Source organism: Streptomyces sp. NPDC107575 (assembly GCF_055657265.1).
This window is the reverse complement of the sequence record NZ_JBVKBG010000004.1, coordinates 408,424-422,778: the sequence shown is the minus strand read 5'-3', so window position 1 is coordinate 422,778 and position 14,355 is coordinate 408,424. Positions and strand designations below refer to the sequence as shown.

At 67.4% G+C, this 14,355-nt stretch carries 11 protein-coding genes; 6 read left to right on the top strand and 5 right to left on the bottom strand.

The features are described 5' to 3' along the window. Nucleotides 1-19: 19 nt before the first annotated feature. From fusA to ACZ7L4_RS21505, 4 genes are all read right to left on the bottom strand, one after another. Nucleotides 20-2,146 carry an elongation factor G gene (gene fusA, locus ACZ7L4_RS21520; protein WP_450816584.1) on the bottom strand — a complete coding sequence of 709 codons (2,127 nt, stop codon included), beginning with the start codon at nucleotides 2,144-2,146 and terminating at the stop codon, nucleotides 20-22. A 39-nt stretch (nucleotides 2,147-2,185) separates the two neighbouring features. Further along, on the bottom strand, nucleotides 2,186-2,656 hold the full coding sequence (gene rpsG, locus ACZ7L4_RS21515; protein WP_399227929.1) for a 30S ribosomal protein S7: 471 nt from the start codon (nucleotides 2,654-2,656) through the stop codon (nucleotides 2,186-2,188). A 2-nt stretch (nucleotides 2,657-2,658) separates the two neighbouring features. Continuing rightward, the gene (rpsL, locus tag ACZ7L4_RS21510; RefSeq protein ID WP_003948652.1) at nucleotides 2,659-3,030 is read right to left on the bottom strand and encodes a 30S ribosomal protein S12; all 372 of its coding nucleotides are present in this window, start codon (nucleotides 3,028-3,030) and stop codon (nucleotides 2,659-2,661) included. Between the two features lie 265 nt (nucleotides 3,031-3,295). Further along, on the bottom strand, nucleotides 3,296-3,820 hold the full coding sequence (locus tag ACZ7L4_RS21505; RefSeq protein WP_472104662.1) for a DUF1707 and DUF4190 domain-containing protein: 525 nt from the start codon (nucleotides 3,818-3,820) through the stop codon (nucleotides 3,296-3,298). 184 nt (nucleotides 3,821-4,004) lie between these two features. Between ACZ7L4_RS21505 and ACZ7L4_RS21500 the strand changes: the two genes are divergently transcribed. The 6 genes from ACZ7L4_RS21500 (at nucleotide 4,005) to ACZ7L4_RS21475 (ending at nucleotide 10,344) form a co-directional block, all read left to right on the top strand. Beyond that, on the top strand, nucleotides 4,005-4,721 hold the full coding sequence (locus ACZ7L4_RS21500) for a Crp/Fnr family transcriptional regulator (RefSeq protein WP_472104660.1): 717 nt from the start codon (nucleotides 4,005-4,007) through the stop codon (nucleotides 4,719-4,721). A 117-nt stretch (nucleotides 4,722-4,838) separates the two neighbouring features. Next, nucleotides 4,839-5,570, top strand: a complete 732-nt coding sequence (locus ACZ7L4_RS21495) for a hypothetical protein (RefSeq protein WP_472104658.1) — start codon at nucleotides 4,839-4,841, stop codon at nucleotides 5,568-5,570. Further along, the gene (locus ACZ7L4_RS21490; RefSeq protein ID WP_472104656.1) at nucleotides 5,567-7,669 is read left to right on the top strand and encodes a hypothetical protein; all 2,103 of its coding nucleotides are present in this window, start codon (nucleotides 5,567-5,569) and stop codon (nucleotides 7,667-7,669) included. Before ACZ7L4_RS21495 ends, ACZ7L4_RS21490 begins: the two co-directional genes overlap by 4 nt. Nucleotides 7,670-7,722: 53 nt before the next feature. Continuing rightward, nucleotides 7,723-8,769: a hypothetical protein gene (locus ACZ7L4_RS21485; RefSeq protein WP_472104655.1), complete on the top strand. Its 1,047-nt coding sequence runs from the start codon at nucleotides 7,723-7,725 to the stop codon at nucleotides 8,767-8,769. Continuing rightward, complete coding sequence (locus ACZ7L4_RS21480; protein WP_472104653.1) at nucleotides 8,766-9,278, top strand: Pycsar system effector family protein; 513 nt, start codon at nucleotides 8,766-8,768, stop codon at nucleotides 9,276-9,278. The genes ACZ7L4_RS21485 and ACZ7L4_RS21480 overlap by 4 nt, the downstream gene beginning before the upstream one ends. Before the next feature lie 55 nt (nucleotides 9,279-9,333). Further along, complete coding sequence (locus ACZ7L4_RS21475) at nucleotides 9,334-10,344, top strand: M48 family metalloprotease (RefSeq protein WP_472104651.1); 1,011 nt, start codon at nucleotides 9,334-9,336, stop codon at nucleotides 10,342-10,344. Between the two features lie 57 nt (nucleotides 10,345-10,401). On the opposite strand, the gene ACZ7L4_RS21470 is transcribed toward ACZ7L4_RS21475, so the two are convergent. Then, nucleotides 10,402-14,301: a DNA-directed RNA polymerase subunit beta' gene (locus ACZ7L4_RS21470; protein ID WP_385755864.1), complete on the bottom strand. Its 3,900-nt coding sequence runs from the start codon at nucleotides 14,299-14,301 to the stop codon at nucleotides 10,402-10,404. Nucleotides 14,302-14,355: the final 54 nt, after the last annotated feature.

The window sequence follows — 14,355 nt, the reverse complement described above, 5'->3', positions numbered from 1 at the left end:
AAGCGTGAACTCTAGTGAGTTACTCGCCCTTGGCCTTCGCGATGATCTCCTCGGCGACGTTCCGCGGAACCTCGGCGTAGGAGTCGAACTGCATCGAGTAGCTCGCGCGACCCGACGTCTTGCTGCGGAGGTCGCCGACGTAGCCGAACATCTCCGAAAGCGGGACCAGGCCCTTGACGAGGCGGGCGCCCATCCGCTCCTCCATGGCCTGAACCTGGCCACGACGGGAGTTGATGTCACCGATGACCTCGCCCATGTAGTCCTCGGGCGTGGTGACCTCGACGGCCATCATCGGCTCAAGGAGCACGGGACCGGCCTTGCGCGCGGCCTCCTTGAACGCCTGCGAACCGGCGATCTTGAAGGCGAGCTCGGAGGAGTCGACCTCGTGGAAGGCACCGTCGAGCAGCGTGATGCGAACACCGGTCATCTCGTAACCGGCGAGGATGCCGAACTGCATGGCCTCCTGGCAGCCGGCGTCGACCGAAGGGATGTACTCCTTCGGGATACGACCACCGGTGACCTTGTTCACGAACTCGTAGCTCGCGTCGCCACCCTCGATCGGCTCGATCGAGATCTGCACCTTGGCGAACTGGCCGGTACCACCAGTCTGCTTCTTGTGCGTGAAGTCGACCTTCTCGACCGTCTTGCGGATGGTCTCGCGGTACGCGACCTGCGGCTTGCCGACGTTGGCCTCGACCTTGAACTCGCGGCGCATGCGGTCGACGAGGACGTCGAGGTGGAGCTCACCCATACCACCGATGATGGTCTGGCCGGTCTCCTCGTCCGAGTGCACCTGGAAGGAGGGGTCCTCCTCCGCGAGACGCTGGATGGCGACACCCAGCTTCTCCTGGTCACCCTTGGACTTGGGCTCGATGGCGACCTGAATGACCGGCGCCGGGAAGTCCATGGACTCCAGGATGACCGGGTTCTTGTCGTCGGACAGCGTCTCACCGGTGGTGGTCTGCTTCAGGCCCATGACGGCGACGATGTCACCGGCGCCCACCGACGCGATCTCCTCACGCTTGTTCGCGTGCATGCGGTAGATCTTGCCGATGCGCTCCTTCTTGCCCTTGACGGAGTTCAGCACCGCGGTGCCGGCCTCCAGGCGACCCGAGTAAACCCGGATGAAGGTGAGCTTGCCCAGGTGCGGGTCGCTCGCGATCTTGAACGCGAGGGCCGCGAGCGGCTCCTCCTCGGACGGCTTGCGCGCGACGACCTTCTCCGGGTCCTTCACGTCGTGACCCTCGATGGAGTCGACGTCAAGGGGGGTCGGCAGGTAGCGCACGACCGCGTCGAGCAGGGGCTGAACGCCCTTGTTCTTGAACGCGGTACCGCAGAACACCGGGGTGACCGTGGTGTCGGCGGACTTGCCGGACGCGATGGTGATGCGACGGATCGCGGCGTACAGCTGCTCCACGGTGGGCTCGGTGCCCTCCAGGTACAGCTCCATCATGTCCTCGTCGTTCTCCGCGACGGCCTCGAGGAGCTTGCCGCGGTACTCGTCCGCAGCCTCCTTGTGCGTGTCGGGGATCTCGACGGTGTCGTAGGCCTCGCCCTTGGCGGCCTCGGCCGACCAGACGTACGCCTTCATCGTGACGAGGTCGACGACACCCTGGAAGTCGGCCTCGGCCCCGATGGGGAGCTGCATGACGAGCGGCTGGGCGCCCAGGCGGTCCGAGATCATGTCCACGCAGCGGTGGAACTCGGCGCCGGTACGGTCCAGCTTGTTGACGAAGCAGATGCGCGGCACGCCGTAACGGTCGGCCTGACGCCACACCGTCTCGGACTGCGGCTCGACACCGGCGACACCGTCGAACACCGTCACGGCACCATCGAGCACACGCAGGGAGCGCTCCACCTCAACGGTGAAGTCGACGTGCCCCGGGGTGTCGATGATGTTGATCGTGTAGTCGTTGTTCTCGAGCGGCCAGTGGCAGGTGGTGGCAGCAGACGTGATCGTGATGCCACGCTCCTGCTCCTGCTCCATCCAGTCCATCGTGGCGGCGCCGTCGTGGACCTCACCGATCTTGTACGAAACGCCGGTGTAGAACAGGATCCGCTCGGTGGTGGTCGTCTTGCCCGCGTCGATGTGGGCCATGATGCCGATGTTGCGCACCTTGGCCAGGTCAAGCGAAGTGGTAGCCATAAGGCTTCAGTCTTCTCTCGGTCTCGATGTGGGTTGCGACTACCAGCGGTAGTGCGCGAAGGCCTTGTTGGACTCGGCCATCTTGTGCGTGTCCTCGCGCTTCTTGACGGCAGCACCGAGGCCGTTCGAGGCGTCGAGCAGCTCGTTCGTCAGACGCTCGGTCATCGTCTTCTCGCGGCGAGCGCGCGAGTAGCCGACGAGCCAGCGGAGCGCGAGGGTGTTGGCGCGGCCGGGCTTGACCTCAACCGGCACCTGGTAGGTCGCGCCACCGACACGGCGGGACTTGACCTCGAGGGTCGGCTTGATGTTCTCAAGCGCGCGCTTCAGCGTGATGACCGGGTCGTTGCTGGTCTTCTCACGCAGGCCCTCCATGGCGCCGTACACAATGCGCTCGGCGGTGGAGCGCTTGCCGTTCAGCAGCACCTTGTTGATGAGGGAGGTCACCAGAGGAGAACCGTAGACCGGGTCGATGATGACCGGGCGCTTCGGGGCGGGGCCCTTACGAGGCATTCTTACTTCTCCTTCTTGGCGCCGTAGCGGCTGCGGGCCTGCTTGCGGTTCTTGACACCCTGGGTGTCGAGCGAACCGCGGATGATCTTGTAACGAACACCGGGCAGGTCCTTCACACGGCCGCCGCGCACGAGCACGATGGAGTGCTCCTGCAGGTTGTGTCCCTCACCCGGAATGTAGGCCGTGACCTCGATGCCGCTGGTCAGACGCACACGCGCGACCTTACGGAGGGCCGAGTTCGGCTTCTTCGGGGTGGTCGTGAACACACGCGTGCAGACGCCACGGCGCTGGGGCGAACCCTCGAGTGCGGGCGTCTTGTTCTTCTCGACCTTGTCCTGCCGGCCCTTCCGGACCAGCTGCTGGATCGTAGGCACTACTTCTCCGGTTTCTGTGTGCCGAGTAGTAAAGCTAACCTGGAACGTTTCCCGACCCACGCGGTCGGGTGTGTCGAATACTGCAGACCCCCACCGAAGGCGGGAAGGCGGCAGATTGCGGTGGCCATGATCGGACTCGCCGTGCGGCTGAAGACACGCACACGAGCCCAGGCACACCCCAGGCACAAGGTCTGAGCGTACCTATCTCATACGCTGTGGTCAAAACAAATACCCCGGAGCCAGGACACGCCGGGCGCGACCGCTCCTACTGGCCGGCCGCCGACACCACGGCCGCGACGATGATCAGCGTCCAGAAGGCCACGCCCAGCCAGCCGAGCACCAGCCCGGCCACCGCCATGCCGTCCCCGGTCTCGCCCCGCTCGCGGATCTCCTTGCGTGCCATGTGGCCCAGGACCACCGCGGGGATGCTGGAGGCCCCGGCACTGAAAATCGTGCCCACACCGCACACCAGGGCCCCGATCGCCTTGCCGTTGGTGGCCGGCGGGGGCGGCGGCAGAAACGTCCGCGGCACACCCGTCATCTGCATCTGCTGCTGCGGCGCGGGCCCCTGCGGCAGATCGGCGACGAGCATGCTCAGCTCCCCCACGGTGCGCGCCTGGTAGGCCCGCTCGATCCGCTTCTCGTACTCGCTCTGCTGCAGCCGCCCCTCGGCGAACCCGGCACGCAGCACATCGACGGCGCGCTCCCGGTCCGCGTGCGCGGCCAGCATCGACGGCTGATGACCCTGCTGGCCCGGCCACGGGACCGGCTGCCACGACGGATTCGACACGAGACCACTCCCCCGGGACCCGACTGCACAAGTCTTCTGCCCTCAATAATGCTTCAACGCCGATTATCCGCCACTGGTTCCCAAGTCAGTTCCACTACGGCTGATTGTTGCCAGTCTCTGCGCCGTGGCCCTCACGTACGTTGAATGGTTGCGAATCCAACATGGCTGATCACGGGGGCGGTGGATGTCGGCGGGGCGTACGCGCGCGTGGGACGACGACGGTTTCGATGACGGCGTGCCGTTCCTGGCCAGGCTGGAGAAGGAAGACCGCGCGGCCCTGTTGGAAGTGGGTCACCTCATGCGCTATCCGACGCGCAGTGTGCTCATGCACCAGGAAGAGCCATCCACCCATGTCCTGCTCCTGCTGCACGGCTGGACCAAGGTCACAGCCATCGCGGCGAACGGCTACGAGGCCCTGTTGGCGCTGCGCGGCCCCGGGGACATCATCGGGGAGGGCGCGGCGCTCAGTGGTCGGCACCGCTCGGCGACCGTGTCCACCCTGGAACCCGTCGAGGCGGTGGTGGTGGACGAGACGCGCTTCACCGCTTTCCTCGCCGCCAACCCGCACGTCGCGCTCCGTCTGTTGAGCCTGACCACCGACCGGCAGCGTGCGACCGACCGACGACGGCTCGAATGGGCGGCTCTGACGGTGCGCGAACGGCTCGCCGTCCTCCTGCTGGAGCTCGTCCGCACACACGGGCATCGCACCGCCGACGGCATCGAGCTCACGGTCCGGCTCAGTCAGCAGGAGTTCGCGGGCTCCGTCGGCTCCTCCCGTGAAGCAGTGGCTCGGCTCCTGAAGGAATTACGGGACAAGCGTGTAGTGGTCACACAGCGCCGCCGCATCGTCGTACTGCGGCCCGAGGTGTTGCGCCGCATCGTCGGCGAGCAGCCTGCCTGACCGCCGCGCAAGTTCTGTGCACACGGTCACAGTTCGTCAGTGTCATCGGTCCTCGGCCATTTCTCCTGGTCGCGCCATCGTGCTGCATACACGACAGCGACCCGCGAGAGGCAGACCATGACCGATCCCATGCACCGGACCATCCTGCTCTTCGACATCGAACGGTTCGGTTCCCGCGACGACGTGGAGCAGGGCATCCTGCGGCGGCTCCTGTACGAAGTCGTGGACTCCACGCTGCTCGCCGCCGGCATCCAGGAGTCCGCCTGTCTGCGGGCAGACCGTGGCGACTCAGTCATGGAACTGGTGGACGCGCAGGCCTCGGTGCCGGCACTGGTGAAGACGCTGCTGACCGAGACGCCGGCCCAGCTGCACAACAAGAACCGCTTGATGGCGGCAAGCGCGCAGATGCGTCTGCGCATCGTTCTCTCCGCCGGGTACGTCGCCATCGACGACCTGGACGGCTGGGTGGGCTCGGACCTCAACCATGCGGTGCGCCTGCTGAACTCCGACCCGCTGCGCGACGCGCTCAAGCGGAACGAGGACGCCAGTGCCCTGTGCGTGTCCGACGGCATCTACCAGGGCGTCGTACGTCACGGCCCGCTGGGCGTACGCCCGGACGACTTCCACCGGATCACAGTGGAGACGAAGGAGGGGCCGACGGTGGCCTGGCTGCATGGGCAGCCGAGTACATCGGAGGACGCCGCCGACTCGCGCACCGCGTCCCCCGCACCCGCACCCGCACCCGGTCAGACGCTGATCGGCGGCAACCAGTACGGGCAGGCCGGTGGGACCAACCACGGCGACATGACCTTCACCTTCGGTGACCGCGAACGGGGCGGGTCTCGGTGAGCCCGGCCGAGGCAACCGCCGCGGCGGACAATGCGCAGGACGGCGAGCAGAAGCAGGAAGAGGCGGCGGAGTCACAGGAACAGCAGCGCCAGAAGGCCTGGGCCGCACGTCAGGCACTCATCACGCACGGCCCCGACTTCATCTCCACCCTGGTCGGCGGAGATCAGTTCGGCCAGAGCGGGGGCATGCATTTCGGCGACACGATCCTGCACATCGGCGGCCGCTCGGAGGCTCCGCGTACGAGGTCGGGACCGATCCCGCAGGCACGCGTCGTGGAACTGGTCGATGTCTTCCGGGAGACCCCGGCCTTCCACAAGGCTCTGGCCCGCCTACGGACCGACCGGGTCGTCCTCCTCGTAGGCGGACGGGAAACAGGCCGCCGTGCCGCCGCCATGATGTTGCTGCACCAGCTGGGCATCGAGGGACTGCGTTCCCTCGCGCCTGGCATCGCCTTCGCGGCGCTGCCCGAGCACGTCGACGCGGCAGGCGGATACATCGCACGCGACCTGGCCGTCAGCAGGAACCGCCCGCTGCACGAAACGCATCTGCATGCCTTGCAAGAACAGTTGGACCGCACCGGCGCGTACCTGGTGATCACGGTCGAACCCTCCGCAGCCCTCAACGGCGTCCCGTGCGAACGCTGGGAACCGCCGGCAGCCGAGGACATGCTGCACGCGCACGTCACCGCGGCCGTCGGCCCGGCCGACTGGGACACGGTGTGCGGACGTGCACCGGTACGGGAATTCCTCGCTCGCCGTCCCTCACCGCGTGAGGTCAAGCAGTTCGCGCCGCGGCTCGTCGCTCTGCACCGTGGCGAGATGGACGAGGGTCAGCTCGCGGCATTCGGGGAGCAGGCCCTGACCGAGCGGGTCTCCCGCTGGCTCACCGAGGACAAGCCGATCCTGCGCGACAAGGCGTTCCTCGTGTCCATGGCCGTCTTCGACAAGGCGCCGTACGCGGTGACCGCCGAGTTGAGCGACGACCTGTTCGTCCTGCTGCAGGCGATCGAGGACCCTCGTGCGGCGCCGTGCATACCCGTCTTCGGCAGTCCCCGGGAAGAACGCATCCGCCTCGCAGACGCCGTGGGATCGGTGACCACGGTGGTCACCGAGTGGGGGCCGCTCCAGGGCCAGTTCGTCGCCGAGTTCCGCGACAAGGAGGCGGCGAACGCCCTGCTGACACAAGTCTGGAATCTCCACCCCTCCGCGCGCCCCGCCCTCGCGGAGTGGATCCGGCAGCTCGCCCAGGACCGCCGTCCGCTGGTGCGGACCCGAGCGGCCGCCGCGGTCGCCCAGCTCGCCACCGCCGACCTGACGTCCGCCATGGCCCACTTCGTCGAGCCGTGGGCCGACGCCAACGACGCGAACGCCTGGCTGACCGCGGCCAACGCCCTCACCATGGCCCAATTGCTGGGCGTGCCGACCATCCCCCAGATCCTGCACGGCTGGTGCACCGGCGAGCGCAAGGGCAGGCGCTGGACGGCCATCCGCACGTACGGCCTGCTGGGCCCCCTGTACCACAAGGAGGCTCTGGAAGCCCTCCTCGACGCCATTCACCAGCAGGTCTACGTGGACGGTGACCTGGCGGACACGGACGAGGAGGACACGAAGGAGGAGGCCAGCCAACTCGCCGACGCGCTGCAGCTGCTGCTCCTGGCGGTCGAGGGACCCGTGCTGACGGCCTTGGCCGAACGTCTCGACGACAAGAAGGTCCGCGCCCACGCGGTGTTCGCGTTCCTCCGGGCCTGTGGGCAAACGACCGAGGCCGGCGACCGGCCCTTTGTCCTGGACTGGTACGCGCGCGCCACAGAGACCGGGGACACCGAAGCCACCCGCGCCCTCACCACGTTCTGGCAGGCGGTGCTGAAGGACCGCGCCCGCACAGCGCAAGCTCTGCACGTACTGGGCAGCTGGGTGCTCACCGCCGACGTCGAACCGTGGGCCGAGTCCGCGCTCGCCGCCCTGCTGCCCAGCCTGGTCGGGACCGGCGACGGCACCGACTACCGACGCATCAGCCACCTGCTGCGTACGGTGCGCAACTCCGACGGCGAGCCCTCCCCCGCAGGCGACCGACTGCACGCCTGCCTCACCGCCCCATGACTCCCGCACCCCTTCCTTCTGCCGAGAATCCCGACGCGCCCAGGAGGCCCGTCATGGAACAGACCAACATCCCACCGGAAGATCTCCACTGGCTCCATCAGGAACGGCAATACCCGGCCACCCACGACGAGACCGGCGCCGATCCCGTGCAGCGGGTCTGGCAACTCCCGATGTTCCGCCTCGGCAGTCGCCGTTTCATCGGCCAGGCTGACCACGCCCTCGTCTTCATCACCCGCAAGGGCGCCTACGAGACGTTCCGGCCGCCCGCACGCCCCTTCAGCGTGCGGCGGTATGTCGCCCTGTACGAGGTGAACACCGACCCGCACACCTTCCAGCTGCGCGTTCCGCTGCCCAGTCGGATCGACAGCTTCGAGTTCGAGGTCACTGCCGACATCACCTGGCGGGTCATGGATCCAGAGGCATTCGTCAGGAGCCAGGAGCGCGATGTGCCGGGCTTCGTGACACGTCGGCTGCTGCCGCGCATGCAGACGGTCGGCCGCGAGCACCCCGCGGAAGCGAGTGCCGAGGCGGAGCGCGCCATGCAGCGTGCGGTGGACGAAGCCGCCCCGGTCGGAGAGGCGCAGGGCCTGGACGTCGCCTGCACCGTACGGCTCCGGCGCGACGCCGCCGCGCGTTCCCACCAGGCCCGCCTGCGCACGGCCCGGCACGAGGCGGAGGCCGCCGGGCCCGAGCACGAGGCGGCCCTGCTGCGGGAGAAGTACGAGACAGAGCGCAGGACCGAGAAGATCAGGTTCTACGAGAGCCAGCTGGCTCAGGGCGGCACCACCGCGCTGGCCCTGCACCTGGCCACCCACCCCGAGGACACGAAGCTCGTCCTGGACCACCTGCGAGACGAACAGCGCCAGATCGTGGCCCAACAGCTCCATCTGATCGACCATGTCCTGGACAGCGAGAAGCTGGAGAACTTCGAGCTCGAGGAGCCACACCGCCTGATCATCGAGCGGATGACTGCGATCCTCCGCGGCACGGCGGACCCAGCCAACAAGGTGCCACCGCCGTACCCGGAGCTGCCGGAGCCATCCACTCCTGCGGACCCACCGACTCCTCGCCTGCGCAAGGACCAGGAGCCCGGCACATGACCCCGCCGTCCCCAGCCACCGAAGACCCACGGCTGCAGGCCGGCGCCCAGCTCCTCGCTGATCTGCGGACGGAGATCGCCCGGGCCGACACCAAGGCGACGGTCCTGGTCGGAGCGCTGGGCATCGCGGCCGGAGGCATGAGCACACTGCTGACCAACCGTTGGACGCCCGGCGCCCTGGGGCCGACAGCCTCCCTGCTGCGGTGGTCGGGAGCGATCATGCTCGTCACCTCGCTGCTCTGCCTGCTCCTGGCCGTGGTGCCCCGCTACCGCAGGAGCTGGTCCCCGGGCCAACCCCTCACGTACTTCGGCGACATCCACCACGCGGTCCGGACAGCTCAACTCGCCACCGCACTCACGGACACCGGGCACGACCCCGCACACGGCCTGCTCCTCTCCCTCGCGGAAACGAGCCGCATCGCCACTCGCAAGCACTTCTGGATCCGAGCCGGCGTGACCGTCTTCGCAGGTGGGGCGGTCCTGCTCACCGGATCACTGTTGCTCGCCTGATCAGCGCCCTTCCCCTCACCGGCGGTCTGGAGACCGAGTCCCTGGAGGACCAGACATGTCCCTGCCGTACGACCCGACAGAACCCGAGAACCGACGGCGGCCCGGCTCCACCGGCCCGAGGCCGCGTGAGGACCTTCCGCACCGCACTGGCCGCATCCACATCAGGGCACGTCAGCGTGGAGCCGATGCCGCCGCACTGGCCCGGGTGGCACTCCATCTCCCGCACATGGCCGCGAGTCTGGTCGTGGTCTTCGTGCTCACGTACACCCTCGATCAGCTCGGTGGTCCACCCTGGTGGATACCGCTCGGCTGCTGGGCGACGAGCGGGGTCCTCGTCTTCCATCGGCCCTTCGAGCGCCTGATGGCACGCCTGCTCCTCGGCCTTCGCCACCCCGCCCCTGACGAGGCCAGGACTCTACGGTCCGTCTGGCATGAGGTGACCGCCCGAGCCGGAGTCGACGGCGACGCCTACCAGTTGTGGATCGAGGAGAGCCACAAGGTCAACGCGGCTGCGGTCGCCGGGCACATCGTGGCCGTGACCAGCCATTCCCTGGCCGCACTGCCGCCCACCCAGCTGGCGGGCGTACTCGCCCACGAGCTCGGGCATCACACGCGGGGACACGCATGGGCCACGCTGCTCGTCTTCTGGTACGCGCTGCCCGGGCGCCTCACCTGGCGACTGCTGCTGCGGCTGGCCTCTCGAGTCGACCGACTCTCCGCAGGAGCCACGGCAGCGGTCGTCGCCGTGGCGGCCGCCGCACTGATCACGCTGACCACCATCACGTACGGTCTCGTGTTCCTTCCGCTGGCCACTCCGTACCTGGCAGCGGCCCTGTCCCGACGTGCGGAGCTGCGAGCCGACGAGCATGCGGCGAGCCTCGGGTTCGCGAGTCAGCTGATGGCCGTACTGCAGCAGGAACACACCCACGAGACCGTCGGCAGGGCCGCTTCGCCGGCCGGCGTCCATTTCGAGAAGCAGGGAGTGATCACACGACTTCTCGACTCGCATCCAGACGTCCACACCCGGCTCCATCACCTTCAGGCGTTCCTGGAGAACAGGCGCTGAACACGCCGAAGGGCGGCCACCCCGAGGGGTGACCGCCCTTCAACTCAAGCGACTCGCTTACTGGTTGTACGGACCGTAGTCGTAGTCCTCCAGCGGGACGGCCTGGCCGGAACCGGTGCCGAACGGCGAGTAGTCGATGTCGTCGTAGCCGACGGCCGAGTACATCGCGGCCTTGGCCTCCTCGGTGGGCTCCACCCGGATGTTGCGGTAGCGGGACAGACCCGTACCGGCCGGGATGAGCTTACCGATGATGACGTTCTCCTTGAGGCCGATGAGGCTGTCGGACTTGGCGTTGATCGCCGCATCCGTCAGGACTCGGGTCGTCTCCTGGAAGGAGGCGGCCGACAGCCAGGACTCCGTCGCCAGCGAGGCCTTGGTGATACCCATCAGCTGCGGACGGCCGGAGGCGGGGTGACCGCCCTCGGTGACCACACGACGGTTCTCGCCCTCGAACTTCGAGCGCTCGACCAGCTCGCCGGGCAGCAGCTCGGCGTCGCCGGACTCGATGATCGTCACGCGGCGCAGCATCTGCCGGATGATGATCTCGATGTGCTTGTCGTGGATCGACACACCCTGCGAGTTGTAGACCTTCTGGACCTCGCCGACCAGGTGCACCTGAACCGCACGCTGGCCGAGGATGCGCAGCACGTCGTGCGGGTTGGTGGCACCCACGGTCAGCTTCTGGCCGACCTCGACGTGGTCGCCCTCGCCCACCAGGAGACGGGCACGCTTCGAGATCGGGAACGCCGTCTCGTCGCTGCCGTCGTCCGGGGTGACGACGAGCTTCTTGGTCTTCTCGGTCTCCTCGATGCGGACACGGCCCGCGGCCTCGGAGATCGGGGCGACACCCTTCGGCGTACGAGCCTCGAAGAGCTCGACGACACGGGGCAGACCCTGGGTGATGTCGTCACCCGCCACACCACCGGTGTGGAAGGTACGCATCGTCAGCTGGGTACCGGGCTCACCGATGGACTGGGCGGCGATGATGCCGACCGCCTCACCGATGTCGACCAGCTTGCCGGTGGCCAGCGAGCGGCCGTAGCAGAAGGCACAGGTGCCGACCGCGGACTCACAGGTGAGCACCGAGCGGGTCTTGACGATCTCGACGCCGTGGGCGACGAGCGCGTCGATGAGCACGTCACCGAGGTCGACGTTGGCCGGCGCGATGACCTTGCCGTCGACGACGATGTCCTCGGCGAGCATGCGGGCGTAGACGCTGGTCTCGACGTCCTCGGTCTTGCGCAGCACGCCGTCGGCGCCGCGCTCCGCGATCTGGAGCTTGAGGCCGCGGTCGGTGCCGCAGTCCTCCTCGCGAATGATGACGTCCTGCGAGACGTCCACCAGACGACGGGTCAGGTAACCCGAGTCGGCGGTACGCAGGGCGGTGTCAGCCAGACCCTTACGAGCACCGTGAGTCGAGATGAAGTACTCCAGCACCGACAGGCCCTCACGGAAGGAGGCCTTAATCGGACGCGGGATCGTCTCGTTCTTGGCGTTCGACACCAGACCACGCATACCCGCGATCTGACGCATCTGCATCATGTTTCCTCGGGCACCCGAGTCAACCATCATGAAGATGGGGTTGGTCTTCGGGAAGTTCGCGTTCATCGCCTCGGAGACCTCGTTGGTCGCCTTGGTCCAGATCGCGATGAGCTCCTGAGTGCGCTCTTCCTTCGTGATGAGACCGCGCTCGTACTGCTTCTGGACCTTCTCGTCCTGCGCCTCGTAGCCCGCGACGATTTCCTTCTTCGCCTCGGGAACGACGACGTCGGAGATGGCCACGGTGACGCCGGAGCGGGTGCCCCAGTAGAAGCCGGCCGCCTTCAGGTTGTCGAGCGTCGCCGCCACGATGACCTTGGGGTAGCGCTCCGCGAGGTCGTTGACGATCTCGCCGAGCTGCTTCTTGCCGACCGAGTAGTCGACGAACGGGTAGTCCTCGGGCAGCAGCTCGTTGAAGAGCGCGCGGCCCAGGGTCGTCCGCAGGCGGAAGCTGTCACCCGGCTGGTACTCGGGCTCACCCTCCTCGACGGGCGGCGGGGTCCAGCCGCGCGGCGGCATGGTGCCCACCGGGAAGCGGATGTCCACGGCCGACTGAAGAGCCAGCTCGCCGGCGTCGAACGCCATGGTCGCCTCGGCCGTCGAGCCGAACGCGCGGCCCTCGCCCTTGACGTCACGGAGCTCACCGTCGGTGGTGAGGAAGAACAGACCGAGGACCATGTCCTGGGTCGGCATCGTCACCGGACGGCCGTCGGCGGGCTTGAGGATGTTGTTCGAGGACAGCATCAGGATGCGGGCCTCGGCCTGCGCCTCCGCGGACAGCGGCAGGTGCACGGCCATCTGGTCACCGTCGAAGTCCGCGTTGAACGCGGTGCAGACGAGCGGGTGGATCTGAATGGCCTTGCCCTCGACCAGCTGCGGCTCGAAGGCCTGGATGCCGAGGCGGTGCAGGGTGGGAGCACGGTTCAGCAGAACCGGGTGCTCGGCGATGACCTCTTCGAGGACGTCGTACACGACCGTGCGGCCGCGCTCCACCATGCGCTTGGCGCTCTTGATGTTCTGCGCGTGGTTCAGGTCGACCAGACGCTTCATCACGAACGGCTTGAAGAGCTCCAGCGCCATGGCCTTCGGGAGACCACACTGGTGCAGCTTCAGCTGCGGACCGACGACGATCACGGAACGCGCGGAGTAGTCCACACGCTTACCGAGCAGGTTCTGACGGAAACGACCCTGTTTGCCCTTGAGCATGTCGCTCAGGGACTTCAGCGGACGGTTGCCGGGACCGGTGACCGGGCGACCACGACGGCCGTTGTCGAAGAGGGCGTCGACCGCCTCCTGGAGCATGCGCTTCTCGTTGTTCACGATGATCTCGGGCGCACCGAGGTCGAGAAGGCGCTTCAGGCGGTTGTTGCGGTTGATGACGCGGCGGTACAGGTCGTTCAGGTCGGAGGTCGCGAAGCGGCCACCGTCCAGCTGCACCATCGGACGCAGGTCCGGCGGGATGACCGGCACGCAGTCGAGCACCATGCCCTTGGGGCTGTTGCTGGTCTGCAGGAACGCGGAGACGACCTTGAGGCGCTTGAGCGCACGGGTCTTCTTCTGGCCCTTGCCGGTACGGATGATCTCGCGGAGGCGCTCGGCCTCCTCCTCGAGGTCGAAGGTCTCCAGGCGCTTCTGCAGCGCCGCGGCACCCATCGAACCGTCGAAGTACGTGCCGAAGCGGTCACGGAGCTCGCGGTAGAGCAGCTCGTCGCCCTCGAGGTCCTGGACCTTGAGGTTCTTGAAGCGCGACCAGACCTCGTCCAGACGGTCGATCTCGCGCTGCGCACGGTCGCGCAGCTGCTTCATCTCGCGCTCGGCACCCTCGCGCACCTTGCGGCGCACGTCGGCCTTGGCACCCTCGGCCTCGAGCTCGGCCAGGTCGGTCTCGAGCTTCTTGGCGCGGGCCTCGAGGTCCGAGTCGCGACGGTTCTCGATCTGCTGACGCTCGACCTGGACGTGCGCCTCGAGGGAGGGCAGGTCGCGGGTACGACGCTCCTCGTCGACGAACGTGATCATGTACGCCGCGAAGTAGATGACCTTCTCGAGGTCCTTCGGGGCGAGGTCGAGCAGGTAGCCCAGACGCGACGGAACGCCCTTGAAGTACCAGATGTGCGTGACGGGAGCGGCAAGCTCGATGTGACCCATCCGCTCACGGCGCACCTTGGCGCGCGTGACCTCGACGCCACAGCGCTCGCAGATGATGCCCTTGAAGCGGACACGCTTGTACTTGCCGCAGTAGCACTCCCAGTCCCGGGTCGGACCGAAGATCTTCTCGCAGAAGAGCCCGTCCTTTTCCGGCTTGAGCGTGCGGTAGTTGATGGTCTCGGGCTTCTTGACCTCGCCATGGCTCCACTGACGGATGTCGTCAGCGGTGGCCAGACCGATCCGGAGCTCATCGAAGAAGTTGACGTCGAGCACTATGCGTCAATCCCTCTCAGGGTTGTAAGTCTGTGGTCTGAAACGGGGGTCGAG

Excerpts from the sequence above, each read along its gene's own strand:
- rpsG (WP_399227929.1), bottom strand. The coding sequence starts at position 2,656 with ATGCCTCGTAAGGGCCCCGCCCCGAAGCGCCCGGTCATCATCGACCCG.
- ACZ7L4_RS21475 (WP_472104651.1), top strand. The coding sequence starts at position 9,334 with ATGTCCCTGCCGTACGACCCGACAGAACCCGAGAACCGACGGCGGCCC.
- ACZ7L4_RS21495 (WP_472104658.1), top strand. The coding sequence starts at position 4,839 with ATGACCGATCCCATGCACCGGACCATCCTGCTCTTCGACATCGAACGG.
- ACZ7L4_RS21485 (WP_472104655.1), top strand. The coding sequence starts at position 7,723 with ATGGAACAGACCAACATCCCACCGGAAGATCTCCACTGGCTCCATCAG.
- fusA (WP_450816584.1), bottom strand. The coding sequence starts at position 2,146 with ATGGCTACCACTTCGCTTGACCTGGCCAAGGTGCGCAACATCGGCATC.
- ACZ7L4_RS21480 (WP_472104653.1), top strand. The coding sequence starts at position 8,766 with ATGACCCCGCCGTCCCCAGCCACCGAAGACCCACGGCTGCAGGCCGGC.
- ACZ7L4_RS21500 (WP_472104660.1), top strand. The coding sequence starts at position 4,005 with ATGTCGGCGGGGCGTACGCGCGCGTGGGACGACGACGGTTTCGATGAC.